The 15,395-nt window shown below is 60.6% G+C and carries 15 protein-coding genes; 5 read left to right on the forward strand and 10 right to left on the reverse strand.

Annotation, left to right across the window (positions count from 1 at the left end):
* Window positions 1–9 precede the first annotated feature (9 nt).
* The 5 genes from ACVWVP_RS08565 to ACVWVP_RS08585 all read right to left on the reverse strand — a co-directional run bounded on the left by ACVWVP_RS08565 (window position 10) and on the right by ACVWVP_RS08585 (window position 6,142).
* Window positions 10–2,844 carry a glycosyltransferase family 32 protein gene (locus ACVWVP_RS08565; protein WP_457405257.1) on the reverse strand — a complete coding sequence of 945 codons (2,835 nt, stop codon included), beginning with the start codon at window positions 2,842–2,844 and terminating at the stop codon, window positions 10–12.
* 207 nt (window positions 2,845–3,051) lie between these two features.
* The gene (locus tag ACVWVP_RS08570; RefSeq protein WP_060755558.1) at window positions 3,052–3,453 is read right to left on the reverse strand and encodes an ExbD/TolR family protein; all 402 of its coding nucleotides are present in this window, start codon (window positions 3,451–3,453) and stop codon (window positions 3,052–3,054) included.
* A gap of 1 nt (window position 3,454) precedes the next feature.
* Entirely contained in the window at window positions 3,455–4,177 is a 723-nt protein-coding gene (locus tag ACVWVP_RS08575; protein ID WP_178924397.1) for a MotA/TolQ/ExbB proton channel family protein, read from the reverse strand.
* A 51-nt stretch (window positions 4,178–4,228) separates the two neighbouring features.
* Window positions 4,229–5,050, reverse strand: a complete 822-nt coding sequence (locus tag ACVWVP_RS08580) for an energy transducer TonB (RefSeq protein WP_457405260.1) — start codon at window positions 5,048–5,050, stop codon at window positions 4,229–4,231.
* Window positions 5,051–5,290: 240 nt separating this feature from the next.
* A complete protein-coding gene (locus tag ACVWVP_RS08585) occupies window positions 5,291–6,142 on the reverse strand; it encodes a LysR family transcriptional regulator (protein WP_457405262.1) in 852 nt (283 codons plus the stop codon).
* 106 nt (window positions 6,143–6,248) lie between these two features.
* On the opposite strand from ACVWVP_RS08585, the gene ACVWVP_RS08590 reads away from it, so the two are divergent.
* The 3 genes from ACVWVP_RS08590 to ACVWVP_RS08600 all read left to right on the forward strand — a co-directional run bounded on the left by ACVWVP_RS08590 (window position 6,249) and on the right by ACVWVP_RS08600 (window position 8,899).
* The gene (locus ACVWVP_RS08590) at window positions 6,249–6,710 is read left to right on the forward strand and encodes a nucleoside deaminase (protein ID WP_178924350.1); all 462 of its coding nucleotides are present in this window, start codon (window positions 6,249–6,251) and stop codon (window positions 6,708–6,710) included.
* A complete protein-coding gene (locus tag ACVWVP_RS08595) occupies window positions 6,697–7,866 on the forward strand; it encodes a CynX/NimT family MFS transporter (protein WP_457405265.1) in 1,170 nt (389 codons plus the stop codon). Before ACVWVP_RS08590 ends, ACVWVP_RS08595 begins: the two co-directional genes overlap by 14 nt.
* A 97-nt stretch (window positions 7,867–7,963) precedes the next feature.
* Window positions 7,964–8,899, forward strand: a complete 936-nt coding sequence (locus ACVWVP_RS08600) for a LysR family transcriptional regulator (protein WP_457405267.1) — start codon at window positions 7,964–7,966, stop codon at window positions 8,897–8,899.
* Here the strand turns inward: ACVWVP_RS08600 and ACVWVP_RS08605 are convergent.
* Window positions 8,790–9,884, reverse strand: a complete 1,095-nt coding sequence (locus tag ACVWVP_RS08605) for a fatty acid desaturase (RefSeq protein WP_178924344.1) — start codon at window positions 9,882–9,884, stop codon at window positions 8,790–8,792. The genes ACVWVP_RS08600 and ACVWVP_RS08605 overlap by 110 nt on opposite strands.
* Before the next feature lie 101 nt (window positions 9,885–9,985).
* Between ACVWVP_RS08605 and ACVWVP_RS08610 the strand changes: the two genes are divergently transcribed.
* Complete coding sequence (locus tag ACVWVP_RS08610) at window positions 9,986–10,990, forward strand: AraC family transcriptional regulator (protein ID WP_178924342.1); 1,005 nt, start codon at window positions 9,986–9,988, stop codon at window positions 10,988–10,990.
* 102 nt (window positions 10,991–11,092) lie between these two features.
* Here the strand turns inward: ACVWVP_RS08610 and ACVWVP_RS08615 are convergent, their stop codons facing one another.
* A complete protein-coding gene (locus tag ACVWVP_RS08615; RefSeq protein ID WP_178924340.1) occupies window positions 11,093–11,779 on the reverse strand; it encodes a Crp/Fnr family transcriptional regulator in 687 nt (228 codons plus the stop codon).
* Between the two features lie 83 nt (window positions 11,780–11,862).
* Here ACVWVP_RS08615 and ACVWVP_RS08620 point away from each other — a divergent pair, with 83 nt between their 5' ends.
* The gene (locus tag ACVWVP_RS08620) at window positions 11,863–12,390 is read left to right on the forward strand and encodes an Mpo1 family 2-hydroxy fatty acid dioxygenase (protein ID WP_259172845.1); all 528 of its coding nucleotides are present in this window, start codon (window positions 11,863–11,865) and stop codon (window positions 12,388–12,390) included.
* A gap of 124 nt (window positions 12,391–12,514) precedes the next feature.
* Here the strand turns inward: ACVWVP_RS08620 and ACVWVP_RS08625 are convergent, their stop codons facing one another.
* Genes ACVWVP_RS08625 through cysT form a run of 3 tightly spaced genes read right to left on the reverse strand, consistent with a single transcriptional unit; the run spans window position 12,515 to window position 15,203 of the window.
* Complete coding sequence (locus tag ACVWVP_RS08625) at window positions 12,515–13,495, reverse strand: sulfate/molybdate ABC transporter ATP-binding protein (protein ID WP_178924336.1); 981 nt, start codon at window positions 13,493–13,495, stop codon at window positions 12,515–12,517.
* Between the two features lie 3 nt (window positions 13,496–13,498).
* Entirely contained in the window at window positions 13,499–14,371 is an 873-nt protein-coding gene (cysW, locus tag ACVWVP_RS08630) for a sulfate ABC transporter permease subunit CysW (RefSeq protein ID WP_176997399.1), read from the reverse strand.
* A 13-nt stretch (window positions 14,372–14,384) separates the two neighbouring features.
* Window positions 14,385–15,203: a sulfate ABC transporter permease subunit CysT gene (gene cysT, locus ACVWVP_RS08635; protein WP_178924334.1), complete on the reverse strand. Its 819-nt coding sequence runs from the start codon at window positions 15,201–15,203 to the stop codon at window positions 14,385–14,387.
* Window positions 15,204–15,395: the final 192 nt, after the last annotated feature.

Consider the following 15,395-nt stretch of genomic DNA (forward strand, 5'->3'; position numbering starts at 1 on the left):
AACATCGGCTCAACGGGAGTGGAGCATGGAATGTTCGCCTCCTATGTCGACCCCAAATTTCGAGTGCATGGACTGGTAGAAATCCAGGGCTTGCTGCAGCTCCCGACCATAGCCTTCGGGCATTATCAGGGCGTCGCCCATTATCTCGTGAAAATCGTCGAGAATTGGGAATAAACCATAATTTTCTTGTTTAAGGACGTCGTTGAAAACGACAGGCCCTGTCACTTCAAAAATTTTCTTTTCATATACCTTGTACGACTCCAGCTCTGATTTAGTTGCACCTTCCCCTATAAAAGGTCGATTGGCGTCCAGCCAATTCTTGGTGTTTTTGAAGCGTCGATACATTTCTTCGAGAATTTTATCAAAGGTAGGATTACCCGCATGGCTGCCAAAATTACTATTGTTAAATCCGAAAAAATCCGCAGGCTCGTAGGTGACAGGTGAATTCAACAAAATATCATTGGGGGAGGCCATTAAAGAAACGTCACCTACGGAATGGGTTAGCGCATCATCGGTGTCCAAATATATGCCACCGTACCGTTTGATTAACACCGCCCGCATGACGTCTGAAGAAGCCGCAAAATTCTGTCCCTGTCCCGAGCGAAAGTATTTATACATCTCACCGTATTGCCCAGCATTGAGCTCATGAAAGCTTTCATCTGTTTTCAAGTCATGCACTTCAAGGCCGACCACCTTATTATCCAGTGCATCTTTAATCATGGAAAAGGCACTCTGACTATTGGCATCAACGTGCACAATCGATTTATACCCTGGGCTTTTTCGAGCGTTTTCCATGATATTTTTGACAAGGTGCTCAGGCATTTCATTTCCGGCCCAGAAATAATGTATCACCTTGGGTATTTCTGTAGGGTTCAACGATATCGAGGGCAATACAGGCAATGTGAATGTTTTATTTTTAACCGACGCCAACTTCGCTTCAGCACGCGCCAACATCTGCTCGCGGGTGCCCGACAACCATTCGCCCGGAGTTTCACGCCAATAAAATATATTCCCAATGCGTCCCGCCAAATCGCGCCCCCGCCAAGCACCGACTTCCAAGTCATACATGACCGGCACATAGTACCCATTGACAGAAATGGCGTACGCTTTTTGAGCCGTAACCATTACGTCATCCAAGGGGATTTCGAACGATTTAATTAGCCTCGGCGCCGAAGTAGGCCCCATGGGGTATCCGATATGACCATTTATACGTTGTGGCGCCCTGAATAATGCTGGTCGCGGCTCAACCACCGAACTTGAAGGTATAACAGCCCCGCTTTCAGGCTTCAAAACCGAGCTACTCCCATGTATCACCAGTGGTGGTAAAGCATTCAACGCACCAAATACAATTCGGTCGGTTCCAGTGGATTTGCCCTTGGTTAAATCGTCAATGCCAACTCCGGTCTCGGCGATACCCGCCCCCAAGTAAAATGCATCCAATGCCAGCGCCACTTCTGGCATTACAATCGCCAAGGGCGTCATGAACAGTGCGACTTTGGCAGCCTCGTCCAAACCTTGGATTATCTTGCCCTTTGTATAATCACTGTCACTGACGATTGCATTGTCGGCATCCGAGAATGACCGCGCCTTTTGTCGAGTCATGACCTCCTGAAACGGATCGCCACTTACCTGGCCAATCTGGATGTAGCGTTCGGGTAACCAATCATTGATTTTGGAAAAGCCGAACCCTTCCTCCTCCTGCGCAGTCGACCAGGCACCCAAGCCTCGCAAAGCCTGATGTACACCATTGGAAAAAGTTTTGTCTGCCTGGTCTTCGAGGGAAAAGTGCGCCATGAGCGAAGCGAGCTTGACCGGATCGGCGGACTGCTTGGCCAGCCACACACCCATCTGCTGAGGGTTATCAAAACGGTGCAGTGGCGAAGAGTTACCAGGAACATACAGCAATGTCAGTTGGGTTTTCTTATCCGTCACACACAGCAAGTCTGTCGACTTTATACCGTTTACGCTAACCAGACCGATGTCCAGGCCCGGGTCCTGCAAGGTGCGCCTCTCAAAGTCTTGAACGCTCAGTTCAGACCATGGTTTCTGCGCAAAGGGCCCCATTGCACGCTGGGCCAGTTCTACCTCCTGCGGGCCCAGGCTCCCCTCAAGACTCTGATACTTGATGGCCTTGACGAAAGCCATCCTGCTCAAGGTTGTATAGGAGTCGGATTGATTCTCCCAAAAAGTGGTAAGCGCATTTTTGTACAGCTGTGTTCGGTCTGTGTCCCAGACCAGGGCTTTAAAGTCGGCGACAGGTATGTCGACACGCGTGGATGCACTGTAGGGCGGAACCGCCGCAGATGCCGGATCATGATAGATACCTTGTTCCGCATGCAAATGTTCAACCACCTCCTCCCCTCTACTGTAAGCAAATATCAAGGGTGAAACGTATTGACCAAACTTCTGGAGCCAGTTCTTATTATCTTCAATCGGCACCCCTTGGAGATTTTTCAATGCCGCCTGAGTCAGCGTCACTTTTTCCACAACATCTTTTTCGGTGCGCCCTGAACGCTTGAATGTAACCAGGAATGTTTTATCCGGATCAACATGTATATGCCAGCGCTTATTAATTTTAGTTGTCAGAAGTTTTGACATTTCATTTTCTGGTGTCATCAGGCGGGAAGCATGCGACTTCAGATAAGCATTGACTTGATCATTTTCCTTCAACGGCGGTGGGTCGAATACTATCGGAAGGGATGTCTGAGAAACATCCGATAAAGGGGTGAGCGTTTTAGAAGGCGGGATCACATCTTCATGAATGCGGGATTGATCCGTTTTTTTAACTTCAGAGGCAGGTTGGGTCAATACGCTGACAAGATGAACAGGGAACCGAATACCCATTTATTTTTTGCTCCGACAAAATCACCATATATCACCCCAGTAAAATAATAAAACCTTCGACAAATCTCACGTTCGGAAACACTAGAAAACAACAGTGAATATTACAGAGACCACGACGGAGCACTACACACTCATATACATTTCCAGAATAAAAAAAGGCCGCACCCTGCCAAGGAGACGGCCAAAAACTTGTCGAGGCTTTTGCAATTAACGCGCGGTAATCACCGACAGCTTGGTAATGCCCGCGCGTTCGATCGACGCCATGGCTCGCGCCACTTCGCCGTAGTTCACTCCATCGTCAGCCTGCAGTTGCACCCGCACATCGGGGTCCTTGGCCTTGGCCGCCTGCAGGTTGAATTCCAGCAGGTCCGGCTGGATTTCGTCCTTGTTGATAAACAGTTTGCCGGCGCCGTCGATGCTCACCACCAGCGGGTCTTTCTGCTCCACCGGGGCCACGGCCTGGGTCTTGGGCAGGTTGATCGGAATCGCGTTGGTCAAGAGCGGCGCGGTGACGATAAACACCACCAGCAGCACCAGCATCACGTCCACCAGGGGCGTCACGTTGATCTCGCTCAGCACCTCATCGCTGTCTTGCGTGGAGAAAGCCATCTCAGGACGCCTCCTTCACTTTTTGCGGGTTGCCGGCAGCCGCTTTGTTCAGGGCTGGGTGCAGCAGCACGCGGAAGGAATTCTTCTGCGCCAGGCTGTAGAAGTCGTGGGCAAAGTCGTCCAGGTCGGCGGCGGTCAGCTTGAGGCGACGCAGGAAGTAGTTGTAGACCAGCACCGCAGGTACGGCGACGGCGATACCCACACCCGTTGCAACCAGTGCGGCACCAATCGGGCCAGCCACGGTTTCGAGGCTGGCGGAACCGGCGGCGCTGATCCCTTTCAACGCTTCCATGATGCCCCACACGGTGCCGAACAGACCGATGAACGGCGAGGTGCTGCCGATACTGGCGACCACGGCCAGGCCGGTTTCCAGGGAGCGGCGTTCACGCACGATCTGCTGGCGCAGGGCGCGTTCGAGGCGGTCCTGGTGGTTGATGGCCTGGCTCAAATCGGCGGCGTGTGGCGCATCGCCCACCTGGATCGCGGCATAACCGGCCTGGGCGACTCGAGCGGCCGCACCGGGCTGGGTTTCGGCCAGTTCGGCGGCAGAGTCGAGACTCGACGCCGCCCAGAACTGTTTATGGAACTTGCGATCCTGCGCCTTGAGGCGGCCGAACTGCACGCCCTTGAGCAGGGCCAAGCCCCAGGTGGCAACCGAAAAGACCACCAGCAGCCAGATCACCGCGCTTTCGATGGATTCAAGTGGAGATGCTAATGCCATGATGTTTTCCCTCTGTGCAGGTCGCGGCGTGTCCAACACACCGCAGCCGAATAGTTAGTGAATCTTGAAATCGATCGGTACGCTGACCCAGCCGTCCTGTGCCACGTCGCCCTGCTTGGCCGGCACGAAACTCCAGCGCTTCACGGCGGCCAGCGCGGCGTCGTCGAGTTGCTGGCGACCGCTGCTCTTCTGGACCTGGATCTCGCCCGGTTTGCCGCTGGCCAACACATGCACCCTGAGCAACACCGTGCCTTCCCAGCCCCGGCGCTGGGCCAACGAGGGGTATTCGGGCGCCGGGTTCTTCAAGTACGCGGCGTTGGCCGAAGCCGGTGTCACGGGTGCCGGCGACGGCGGTGCGGCCGGCGCAGGGGGAGCCGGTGGCGCGGGCGTCGGTGGCGCAGGTGGCTGCTCGACCGGTTTAGGCGCGGGCTTGGGCTCAGGTTTTGGCACTGGCTTGGGCTTGGGTTTTGGAATCGGTTTGGGTGGCGCCGGCTTGGCGGCCAATTCATCCACCACCGGTGGCGGTGGCTCGACCACAGGCGGCGGCGGGGGTGGCGGAACCGGTGGAGGCGGCTCGACCACAGGCGGCGCCGGCTGGGAAAACTCGATGGTCATCGGCGGAATTTCCGGCGGCACAATCGGCAACACCGGGGTCGACTTCTGGCTCACCCAATAGATCACCGCGCCGTGCAGGGCCAGCACCAGCAAGCCCAGCAAAAGGCCTTCGCGGCGGCTCGAAAAGCGTTTCGGGGCTTGCTGCAAACGCTGCTGCCCCAACGGCGCACGGTGCGGCCGGCCAAGGTCAACCAACTCACCACCTGGTGCCTGGCGCCACAGCGCCTCGGGTGCACTGGCGGCGGTCTGGACATTGCCCATTGATTCACTCCCTACGGTTTTGAAACAAAAAAACCGACAGGCCTGCCTGGGAGGCCGTCGAGGGCTGAATCATCGGGGCCAGACGCTTATCTCTTAAAGTAATCTTTAAAGTTATACATAGATCTAAAGTGAATAAATGATACATCCCGAAACGCCAAAGCCACGTCCTGCGCGGCCTGGCGCGTAGGCCGCGTTTTTCGATGCTTTTGAGGCATAAAAAATATTCGGCAAAGGCATGGCTCAGGCAGGGCTGTTTGCGCACAAATCGAGCAATTGGCGCTGCAAGGTCTGCCCTGCCGGGCCTAAACCACTGCGGGCATACAGGGCCAGCCGCACGCCCTGCACGGCGGGCAGGCCACTGTCTGGTCCCAGCACCACGTGCCCTGCCTGCACGACGCGTTTGGGCAACAGGCTGATGCCCAACCCCGCCGCCACGGCTGAACACACGCTGGCCAGGCTGGCGCTGGAATAGCCGATGCGCCAACGCCAGCCGCCAACTTCCAGGTGCTGCAGCATTTCGTTGCGGTACAGGCCACCCACCGGAAACGCCACCAAGGGCAGCGGGTCGCGCCCCAGGGATGGCGTGCTCCGGCTGTCGACCCAGCACAAAGGCTCCGGCCAGGAAGCCAGGCAGTCATCGCTGTCGCCCATCTGCTTGACCAGCAGCACATCAAACTCACCGCTCCGGTATTGACGCTGCAGTTCCGGGCCGAGGCCGCTGGTGACCTCCAGACGCACCCGGGGGTAGGCCACCACAAACGCCGACAGCAATGGCATCAGGCGTTCGGCCGCAAAGTCTTCCGGCACGCCCAGGCGCAACACGCCGTCGCTTTGCTGGTTGATCAAGACGTCGGCGGCCTCTTCATGCAGCGCGAGGATGCGCCGCGCGTAGGCCAGCAAACGCTCGCCTTCGGCAGTGGCGACAACCCGGCGCTGGTCGCGGTCGAGCAGTTGGCACGCCACGGCGTCCTCCAGGCGGCGGATCTGCTGGCTGACGGTGGACTGGGTCAAATGCAGGCGCTCGGCGGCGCGGGTGAAATTGCCGCAGTCCACCACGGCGACAAAGCTACGCAGCAACACGGGGTCGAACATGGGCCTCACCATTCTCTTTGCCACTGGTTGGCATGGTTATATTTAATTTCAGAATACCAAGGCCGCTGCCCATACTTCACCCTCCATTCCTCCCCGAGGTAGCGCCATGAGCGATGACCACCCGCACCTGCAACGCGCCATCGCCCTGGCCCGGGCCAATGTGAGTCAAGGCGGCAGGCCGTTTGGCGCGGTCCTGACGCACAACGGCGAGGTACTGGCGGAAGCGGTGAACGAAATCCACCTGACCCAAGATCCCACCGCTCACGCCGAGCTGCTGGCGATCCGCGCGGCCAGCCGCCAACTCGGTGCGCGCCTGGAAGGCTGCGTGATCTACGCCAGCGGCCAGCCCTGCCCGATGTGCCTGAGCGCCATGTACCTGTGCGGCGTGGAACGGGTGGTGTTTGCGGCCAGCAACGCAATGGCCGAGCCCTTCGGCTTGTCGACGGCGGCGATTGGGCAACAGGTCGGCTTACCCCTGGACGAGCAGCGCCTGCCGATCCAGCACCTGCCCGACGCGGCCATGACTACCCTGTACCAGCAATGGAAAACCCTGCATGACCCTCAATAAATCCCTCGCCGGCTGGGGGCTGCTGGTGGTACTGGGCCTGAACCTGCGGCCGATCCTCAGTTCCATCAGCCCGCTGTTGGGCGAGATCCGCCAGGCCACCGGCCTGAGCTTCCAGAGCAGTGCCCTGCTCACCAGCTTGCCCGTGGTGTGCATGGGCCTGGTGGCCCTGGTCGGCGTGCGGGTGGAGGCACGGCTGGGCGAGCGGCGCGGCATCGCCTTGGGCTTGATGATGATTCTGTTGGCGTGCCTGGCGCGCTGGCAGATGGGCCAGGCCTCGGCGCTGCTGGTCACAGCCTTGCTCGGCGGCGCCGGGGTGGCGCTGATCCAAGCGTTGGTGCCGGCAATGATCAAGCGCGAATTCCATCACCGCGTGCCGGTGGCGATGGGCGTGTATTCGGCCTCGCTGATGGCCGGTGGCGGGCTGGCCGCGTTGCTCAGCCCGGTGGTGGCCACGCACTTCCAGCAGTGGCAGGCGGGGCTCGGAATCTGGCTGTTGCCGGCGTTGGCCGCGTTGTTGCTGTGGGCATTTGTGCCGCTGGGAGCGCCCAGAAGCGCCCTGGTGATTCCCGCCTTCAAAGGCCTGCGCAACCGCCGTGCCTGGTTGCTGGCGCTGTATTTCGGCCTGGTGAACTGCGGCTACATGAGCATGGTGGCGTGGCTGCCGGCGTACTACCAGCAACTGGGCTGGGGCGTGTTGCCGAGTGGTTCGCTGCTGGCGTTCATGACCATCTTCCAAGTGATCGCGGCGTTGCTGATGCCGGTATTGGCCCAACGCGGGATCGACCGTCGGCCCTTGCTCGGCATCAGCCTGTTGGCGCAGACCGTGGGTTACCTCGGGTTGCTGATGGCGCCGCAGCAGTTTCCCCACCTGTGGGTCGCGCTGATCGGCTTTGGTCTGGGCGCCTGTTTCGCCTTGAGCCTGTTGCTGACCCTCGACCATCATCGCGACCCGCGCCAAGCTGGGCAACTGGCAGCCTTCGTGCAGGGCGTGGGCTTCTTGATCAATGCAATTTCGCCCTGGTTGACCGGCTGGCTGCGTGAACTGACCGGCACCTTTGTCAGCGCCTGGGTAGTACTCACGGTGACCGTGGTGGCGATGCTGGTGGTGACGCGGGTGTTCAGCCCGGCTACCTACCGCACGGTGCCTGCTCTATAGATATGCATTTAAGATCTAGATAAAACAAACATGCTTCATTGACGGAATAAGCAAGCCCCTTAAAATCCCGGTTCCCCTCTTGGACGCCGGGCGCCCCATGGATCTTCGTCAGCTGCGCTACTTCATCGCGCTCAACGAGCACCGCAGTTTTGTGCGCGCCGCCGACGCCATGGGCATCACGCAGCCAGCGTTCAGCCGCAGCATCCAGGGTCTGGAACAGGAGTTCGGCTGCGTGTTGGTGGACCGCGCCCACAAGGACCTGCGCCCTACGCCCGAGGGCCAGGTGGTGCTGCAACATGCCTTGAGCCTGGTCCAGGGCGCCGCGCTGCTCAGCCATGAAGTCACGCGCATGACCAAGCTCGACGCCGGTGAAGTGCGCCTGGGCAGCGATGCCGTCGCAGCCGTCAACCTGGTGCCCCAGGCCATGGCGCGGTTTATCACCACCTACCCCAAGGTGCGCATCGCGTTGCAGGTGGATAACTGGGAAAAACTCGGGCGCAGCCTGAGCCGCGAGGAGATCGAATTCTTTATCGCCGATGTGCGCCACTTCGAGGCTGACCCCAACTTCCAGATCCAGGCCCTCACGCCCCGGCGCAGCGTATTTTTCTGCCGCGCCGGTCACCCGCTGCTGGCGAAGGACAGCCTTTCCACCAACGACCTGTTCGGTTTCCCGCTGGCCACGCCGTTGATTGCACCGGGCATTCGCAAGTTGCTCGCCAACCTCAGCGGGCGCATCGATTTTGCACCCGCCATTGAGCTTGAACAGTTCGCGGCGCTGGCCACCATCGTGCGTCAGTCCGACGCCATTGGCCTAGGCGCCGAAGAGGCGTTTGTCGATGAATTGGCCAGCGGCGCATTGAAGGTCCTGCACTGGCGCAACCTGCCTCACAACCTCGACAGCCTGAATAACCGTTGCGGCGTGATCAGCCGCGCTGGGGTGCGCTTGTCGCCTGCGGCGAAGGCGCTGATCGAAACCCTGCTGGCGGTGGAAAGCCAAGCCGATTGGCCCGGGCAAACGTCCCGAAATCATTGAAGCGCACGCCCATCTCGGCCATCACTTTATGCGCCACCTTGGCGGTCATCTGGCGGATGTAGAACGGCTCCTTCACCACAAAATGATGGATGCCATGGGTGCTGCCGAAGTTGAAGCAGAACGCCTGCAACGGCCACATCCACCAGGGGTTGAGCACCTGGGTCTGCTGGATCACGTTGCCCAGCTCCACATCGCCGTAGTAGTGCATGTTGGAGCTGACAAAGTGCAGGCAGAAGGTGCGCAGCACGTTGGGGCCGATGATCACGACGGCGGCGATGTCGATCACCTGCATCACTTGCAGGGTGGTGGCTGACCATTCGATGGGCGCGCCCAACAGGCTGGCGATCCCGTTCGCCGTGTGAAAACCGAGGAACACGTACCACGCGCCCCAATGCAGCAGCGCCAGCGGTGCGTACACCAGCAGCGAGCGCTTGAGGATGCTGAGTTTGTGCTTCCAGGTCTTGGCCCGCAGGATGCGGATAAACGCTGACATCACGTTATCGCCCACCATCAGCAACCGCGCCACGCCCCAGGGTTCGCCGTTGGTGATGGCGCGCTCTTCCATGTCAGTCTCGGTGCCGGAAACCTTGTGGTGGTTGAGGTGCAGATGCCGGCGCACCCACGGGTTGATCGTGCTCGGTCGCGCCAGCCAGACCAGGCCCATCATCAGGTTGTGGGGCAGGCGCTGCTTGCGAAAGTACATGCTGTGGATCAGGTCGTGCTCCAGCTCGTGGGTCAGCGAGGCGAGGAACGCATTGAGCAGCAGGCACGACCACCAGGCCATGTGGCCGGTGATGTAGAGCGCCGCCGAGCCCACCATGCCCACCAACGCAAACGCCAGGATGCCCGCGCCCAGCGCGTCCTGATGCAGCAGCCAGGGGTGTTGTTGGCGCAAGCGCACGCCTTCGGCCAGCACCACGTCACGGATATGCGCCGAACGCTGTTGCGCGTTCATCTGCTGGGGACTTGCAGAAGTACCGTCCATGCTTCCATCCTCTTGCTTATTGATGCGCCCATCCTGCCCCAAGCGATCTCGCAGGACGCTAGCCCCGGACGCCAACCTGTTGACCGCAAGCGCCAATCGCCATGACCGAACCCACTTCACTCGCCAGCTGGACCCGCGCCCTGCGCAAGCAGCTCGATGCCTTGGGCCTCGACAGCGCCGCGCTGTGCGCCCAGGCCGGGCTCGACCCGCAGCACATGGACGACCCGAATGCGCGCTACCCGCTGTCGGCCACCACACGCTTGTGGGAACTGGCCGTGCAGGCCAGCGGGGACCCGGCGATCGGCTTGCGCGTGTCGCGGTTTGTCAGCCCCACCACCTTTCATGCGCTGGGCTATGCGCTGGTGGCCAGCGGCAGCCTGCGCGAGGTGTTCGAGCGCATCGTGCGCTATCACCAGGTGGTCAGCGATGCCCTGGCCCTGGAGCTTAGCCGAGACGGCGAGCGTTACCGCTTCCGCCTGCTGCAGCCTGAGGGTAGCCCGGCCCCGGCGTTCGAGGCCATCGATGCGTTTGCGGCGATTTACGTGCGCACCTGCCGCAACCGGCTGGGCCGTGAGTACGCACCGCTGGCGGTGTACCTGCGCCGGCCTGAACCGGCCGATCCCCAGCCGTGGCACACGGTATTTCGCGCCCCGGTATTTTTTGCTGCCGAGGAAGATCGCCTGGAATTCGCCGCCCACGACTTCGACAGCCACCTGGACGACGCCAACCCGGAGCTGGCCGAGCACAACGAGACCGTGCTCAAGCGCACCCTCGCCCAACTGCAGCCCCTGACCTGGGAGCGCAAGGTGCGCCGGGTGATCGAGGCGCAACTACCCGATGGCGAGCCGAGTGCCGAACGCGTCGCCCAAGCGCTGCACCTGAGCTTGCGCAGCCTGCAACGGCACCTGGCGGACGAAGGCTGCCGCTTTGATGCGTTGCTCAATGAGTGCCGGGAGAACCTCGCGTTGCTGCATTTGCGCGACCCGCAATGCTCATTGGCGGAGATCAGTCATTTGTTGGGGTTTGCCGACACCAGCAGTTTCAACCGCGCATTCAAGCGCTGGACGGGGCTGACGCCGGGGCAGTTTCGGGATGGGTTGCGGTAGACCGTTTTGTGGCGATGGTGAGGGCCCTATCGCCGGCAAGCCGGCGCCTACAGGGGTACGCATTCCAACTGTGGGAGCGGGCTTGCCCGCGATGGGGCCCCCTCAGGTATGCGCAACCTCCCGCAGCCGCTGCACATCCAGCACTTCAATTTCGCCATAGCCCAAACGCACCACGCCCTGGGCCTGCAGGCCCTTGAGCAACGCATTGGTGGTCTGGCGCGACAGGCTCAACATCGCCGCCAAGTCTTCCTGGGGCAGTTGCAGCACGCGCCTGGAGTGTTCGATGTCGCCGTACCCTTCGACGATCATCAATAACCGATGGGCCAGGCGCACCGGGGCCGGCATCAGGCTGAGCTGTTCCAGGCCGATAAAACTCAGGCGCAGTTTCTGGCTCATCAACAGCGCCAGGTTGCGCCAGTAGTGCGGGGCTTCGTCGAGGATATTCAACAACGCCTGCTGCGGCACCTGCAACAAGGTGCACGGCCCGACGGCGCAGGCGTCGTGGGTGCGTGGCAAACCGTCGAACAGGCAAATCTCACCGAACCAGTAAGGCGGCTCCACCAGGCTCAATATCGCTTCCTTGCCCTGCTCATTCACTGCACTGATGCGCAAGGTGCCGTCGAGCACCGCATACAAGCCGCACGGTGGGTCGCCGCGCTTGAACAGGGTTTGCCCCGCCGCCAGCTGCCGTAACCGGGCCTGGGCCAGCAGGCTATGCTGAAAGGACTCGGGCAGGTGGCTGAACCAGTGACCGATGGCCAGTCGCGAACGCCATTTCTCTGTGTCCATGAGCACTCCGAAGATTGTCGCCCAGCTGACAGTCAGGCAAAGGCTGACAGGGCATGATCAAACATCCTACAGGAGGAACAACAATGAAAAGCCTCGTCGACCATCTCAGTCAATACGCTGCCTACCACCGCGACCCGCGCAATATCGCCAGCCACTTTATCGGCATCCCGCTGATTGTCGTGGCCGTGGCGGTGCTGCTGTCGCGCCCCGAATGGGCAGTGGGCGGGCTCTGGCTCTCACCCGCCGTTCTGCTCGCGCTGTTTTCCGCGTGGTTTTACCTGCGCCTGGAGTTGGCGCTGGGCGTGCTGATGACGCTGCTGATGGGCTTGTCGGTGTGGGCCGGGCACGTGCTGGCCGCGCAAAGCACCCTGGTGTGGCTGAGCAGCGGCATCGGGATGTTTGTGGTGGGCTGGGTAATCCAGTTTGTCGGGCACTACTACGAAGGGCGCAAGCCGGCGTTCGTGGACGATGTGTCGGGACTGATCGTCGGGCCGCTGTTTGTGGTGGCGGAGCTGGCGTTTCTGGTGGGGTTGCGGGGTGACCTCAAGCAGCAGATCGAAGAGCGGTCGGGGCCGGTGGAGCGCCGTGATCTAAAGCCGAGCAAAGTCTAAATGTGGGAGCGGGCTTGCTCGCGAAGGCGGTGATTCAGTCACAACATCTTTGACTGACACGCCGCCTTCGCGAGCAAGCCCGCTCCCACATAAGCCCGGTTCCCACAGGGGGGGATGGGTGGGATTAAGCTTTTTGCCAGACCTTGGGCTTGAAGAACAGGGTCTCGCCACGGGCCAAACCGGTGAGGCTGTCGTGGTCTTTCACCACTTCGGCTTCGATCAGTTCGCTCTGGCCTTCCACTTTCAAGGTCACACGGGTGGTCGCGCCCAGCGGGCGGATGTCGCGCACTTCGGCCGCGTGGTGGTCTTCCAGCTCGTGGCGCGACAGCGACACTTCATGCGGGCGGAACAGCACGTGCTGGTCTTCACCCAGGTGCAGGCGGTTGGAGTCGCCGAGGAAGTGGTAGACGAAATCGCTGGCCGGGTTTTCGTAGACTTCGCCTGGTGAGCCGATCTGCTCGATCACGCCCTTGTTCATCACCACGATGCGGTCGGCGACTTCCATGGCCTCCTCCTGGTCGTGGGTCACGAACACCGAGGTCAGGTTGATGTCTTCGTGCAGGCGCGCCAGCCAGCGGCGCAGCTCCTTACGCACCTTGGCGTCAAGGGCGCCGAAGGGTTCGTCCAGCAGCAGCACTTTCGGTTCGACCGCCAGGGCGCGGGCCAGGGCGATACGTTGGCGCTGGCCACCGGAGAGTTGTTCCGGGTAGCGATCCGACAACCAGTCGAGCTGCACCATGTTCAGCAGTTCGTGCACCTTGCTGGCGATCTGGCTTTCGCTCGGGCGCTGGTTCTTGGGCTTCATGCGCAGGCCGAAGGCGACGTTGTCGAACACGGTCATGTGGCGGAACAACGCATAGTGCTGGAACACAAACCCGACGTTGCGATCACGCACATCGTGGCCGGACACGTCTTCACCGTGGAACACGATGTTGCCGTCATCCGGGGTTTCCAGGCCGGCGATGATGCGCAGCAAGGTGGTCTTGCCGCAGCCGGACGGGCCCAGCAACGCCACCAGCTCGCCACTCTGGATGTCCAGATTGATGCTGTTCAGGGCCTTGAAGGCGTTGAAATTCTTGCTGACATTACGGACTTCGATCGACATGACTTATTCCTCACCGGCGCTTTTGCGCAGGCGGTTGATACGGTTCTCGCTCCACTGCTTGAGCAGCAGGATGAAGAGCGCCAGGATCAGCAGCAGGCTGGCCACCGCAAACGCGGCGACGTGGTTGTATTCGTTGTAGAGAATCTCGACGTGCAGTGGCAGGGTGTTGGTGACGCCACGGATGTGGCCGGACACCACCGACACCGCGCCGAACTCACCCATGGCCCGTGCGGTACACAGCACCACGCCGTAGATCAGGCCCCACTTGATGTTCGGCACGGTCACATGCCAGAACATCTGCCAGCCGTTGGCGCCCAGCAGGCGTGCGGCTTCTTCTTCCTGGGTGCCCTGCTCTTGCATCAGCGGGATCAGTTCACGGGCCACGAATGGCACGGTGACGAAGATGGTCGCCAACACGATGCCGGGCAAGGCGAACACGATCTGGATGTCGTGGTCGGCCAGCCACGGGCCGAAAAAGCCCTGGGCGCCGAACATCAGCACGTAGACCAGGCCCGCGATCACCGGCGACACCGAGAACGGCAGGTCGATCAGCGTGACCAGGATACTTTTGCCACGGAACGAGTACTTGCTCACGCACCAGGCGGCGCTGACACCGAATACCACGTTGAGCGGCACCGAGATCACCACGGCGATCACCGTGAGTTTCAGTGCCGACAGCGCGTCGGGTTCCAGGATCGCGGTGAAGAATGCGCCGAGGCCGTTCTTCAAGCCTTGAGTCACCACGATCAGCAATGGCAACAGCAAGAACAACGCGAACACCAGCCAGCCAAGGCTGATCAGGATGCGTCGGGACGCCGCGCTGCCACGACGGGCAGCGTTGGCCGAGGACGCAGCGGAAATAGACGATTGGGACATGTTCCGCGCCTCCTTATGGACGTTCGATGCGCCGCTGCAACAAGTTGATCAGCAGCAGCAGGACAAAGGAAACCACCAGCATCAGCACACCGATGGAGGTAGCGCCGCGGTAGTCGTATTGGTCGAGCTTGACCATGATCAGCAACGGCAGGATCTCGGTCTTCATCGGCATGTTGCCGGCGATGAAGATCACCGAGCCGTACTCGCCAACGCCACGGGCAAACGCCAGGGCAAAGCCGGTGAGCCAAGCAGGCAGCAGCGCGGGCACGAGGATGTAGCGGAACACCTGCAACGGCTTGGCGCCCAGGCAGGCGGCAGCTTCTTCGACTTCCCGAGGAATGTCGGCCAGCACTGGTTGCACGGTACGCACCACGAACGGCAGTGTGACGAAGGTCAGCGCCAGGGTGATGCCCAGCGGGGTATAGGCGATTTTGAAGCCCAGATCAGCCGCGAACTGGCCGACGAAACCATTGGGTGTGTACAACGCGGTCAGCGCGATACCCGCCACGGCAGTGGGCAGTGCGAACGGCAGGTCGATCATCGCGTCGATGATCTTGCGGCCGGGGAAGGTATAGCGCACCAGCACCCAGGCCAGCAGCGTGCCGATCACACCGTTGATCAGCGCGGCGTATAGCGCGGTGCTGAAGCTCAGTTTCAACGCCGCCAGCACACGCGGTGCGGAGATGATGTTCCAGAACTGATCCCAGGTGAGTTGAGCGGCGTGTACAAACATCGCCGCAAGCGGGATGAGTACGATCAGGCTGAGGTACACCACGGTGTAGCCCAGCGTCAGCCCGAAGCCGGGTATGACGGGGGAGATACGACGCGACATAAGAGTCCTTGAGTAAGGGGACAAACATACAAAACCCGCAAATGAATGCGGGCTCTAACTGCAGGAGCCGGCTTGTTGTGGGGGGGGGGGGGGGGGGGGCCCCCCCCCCACCCCCCCCCCCCCCCGGGGGGGGGGGGGGGGGGGGGGGGGGGGGGGGGGGGGGGGAAAAAAAATTAAAAAAAAAAACAAAAA

The sequence above is a fragment of the Pseudomonas sp. TE24901 genome (assembly GCF_054058375.1).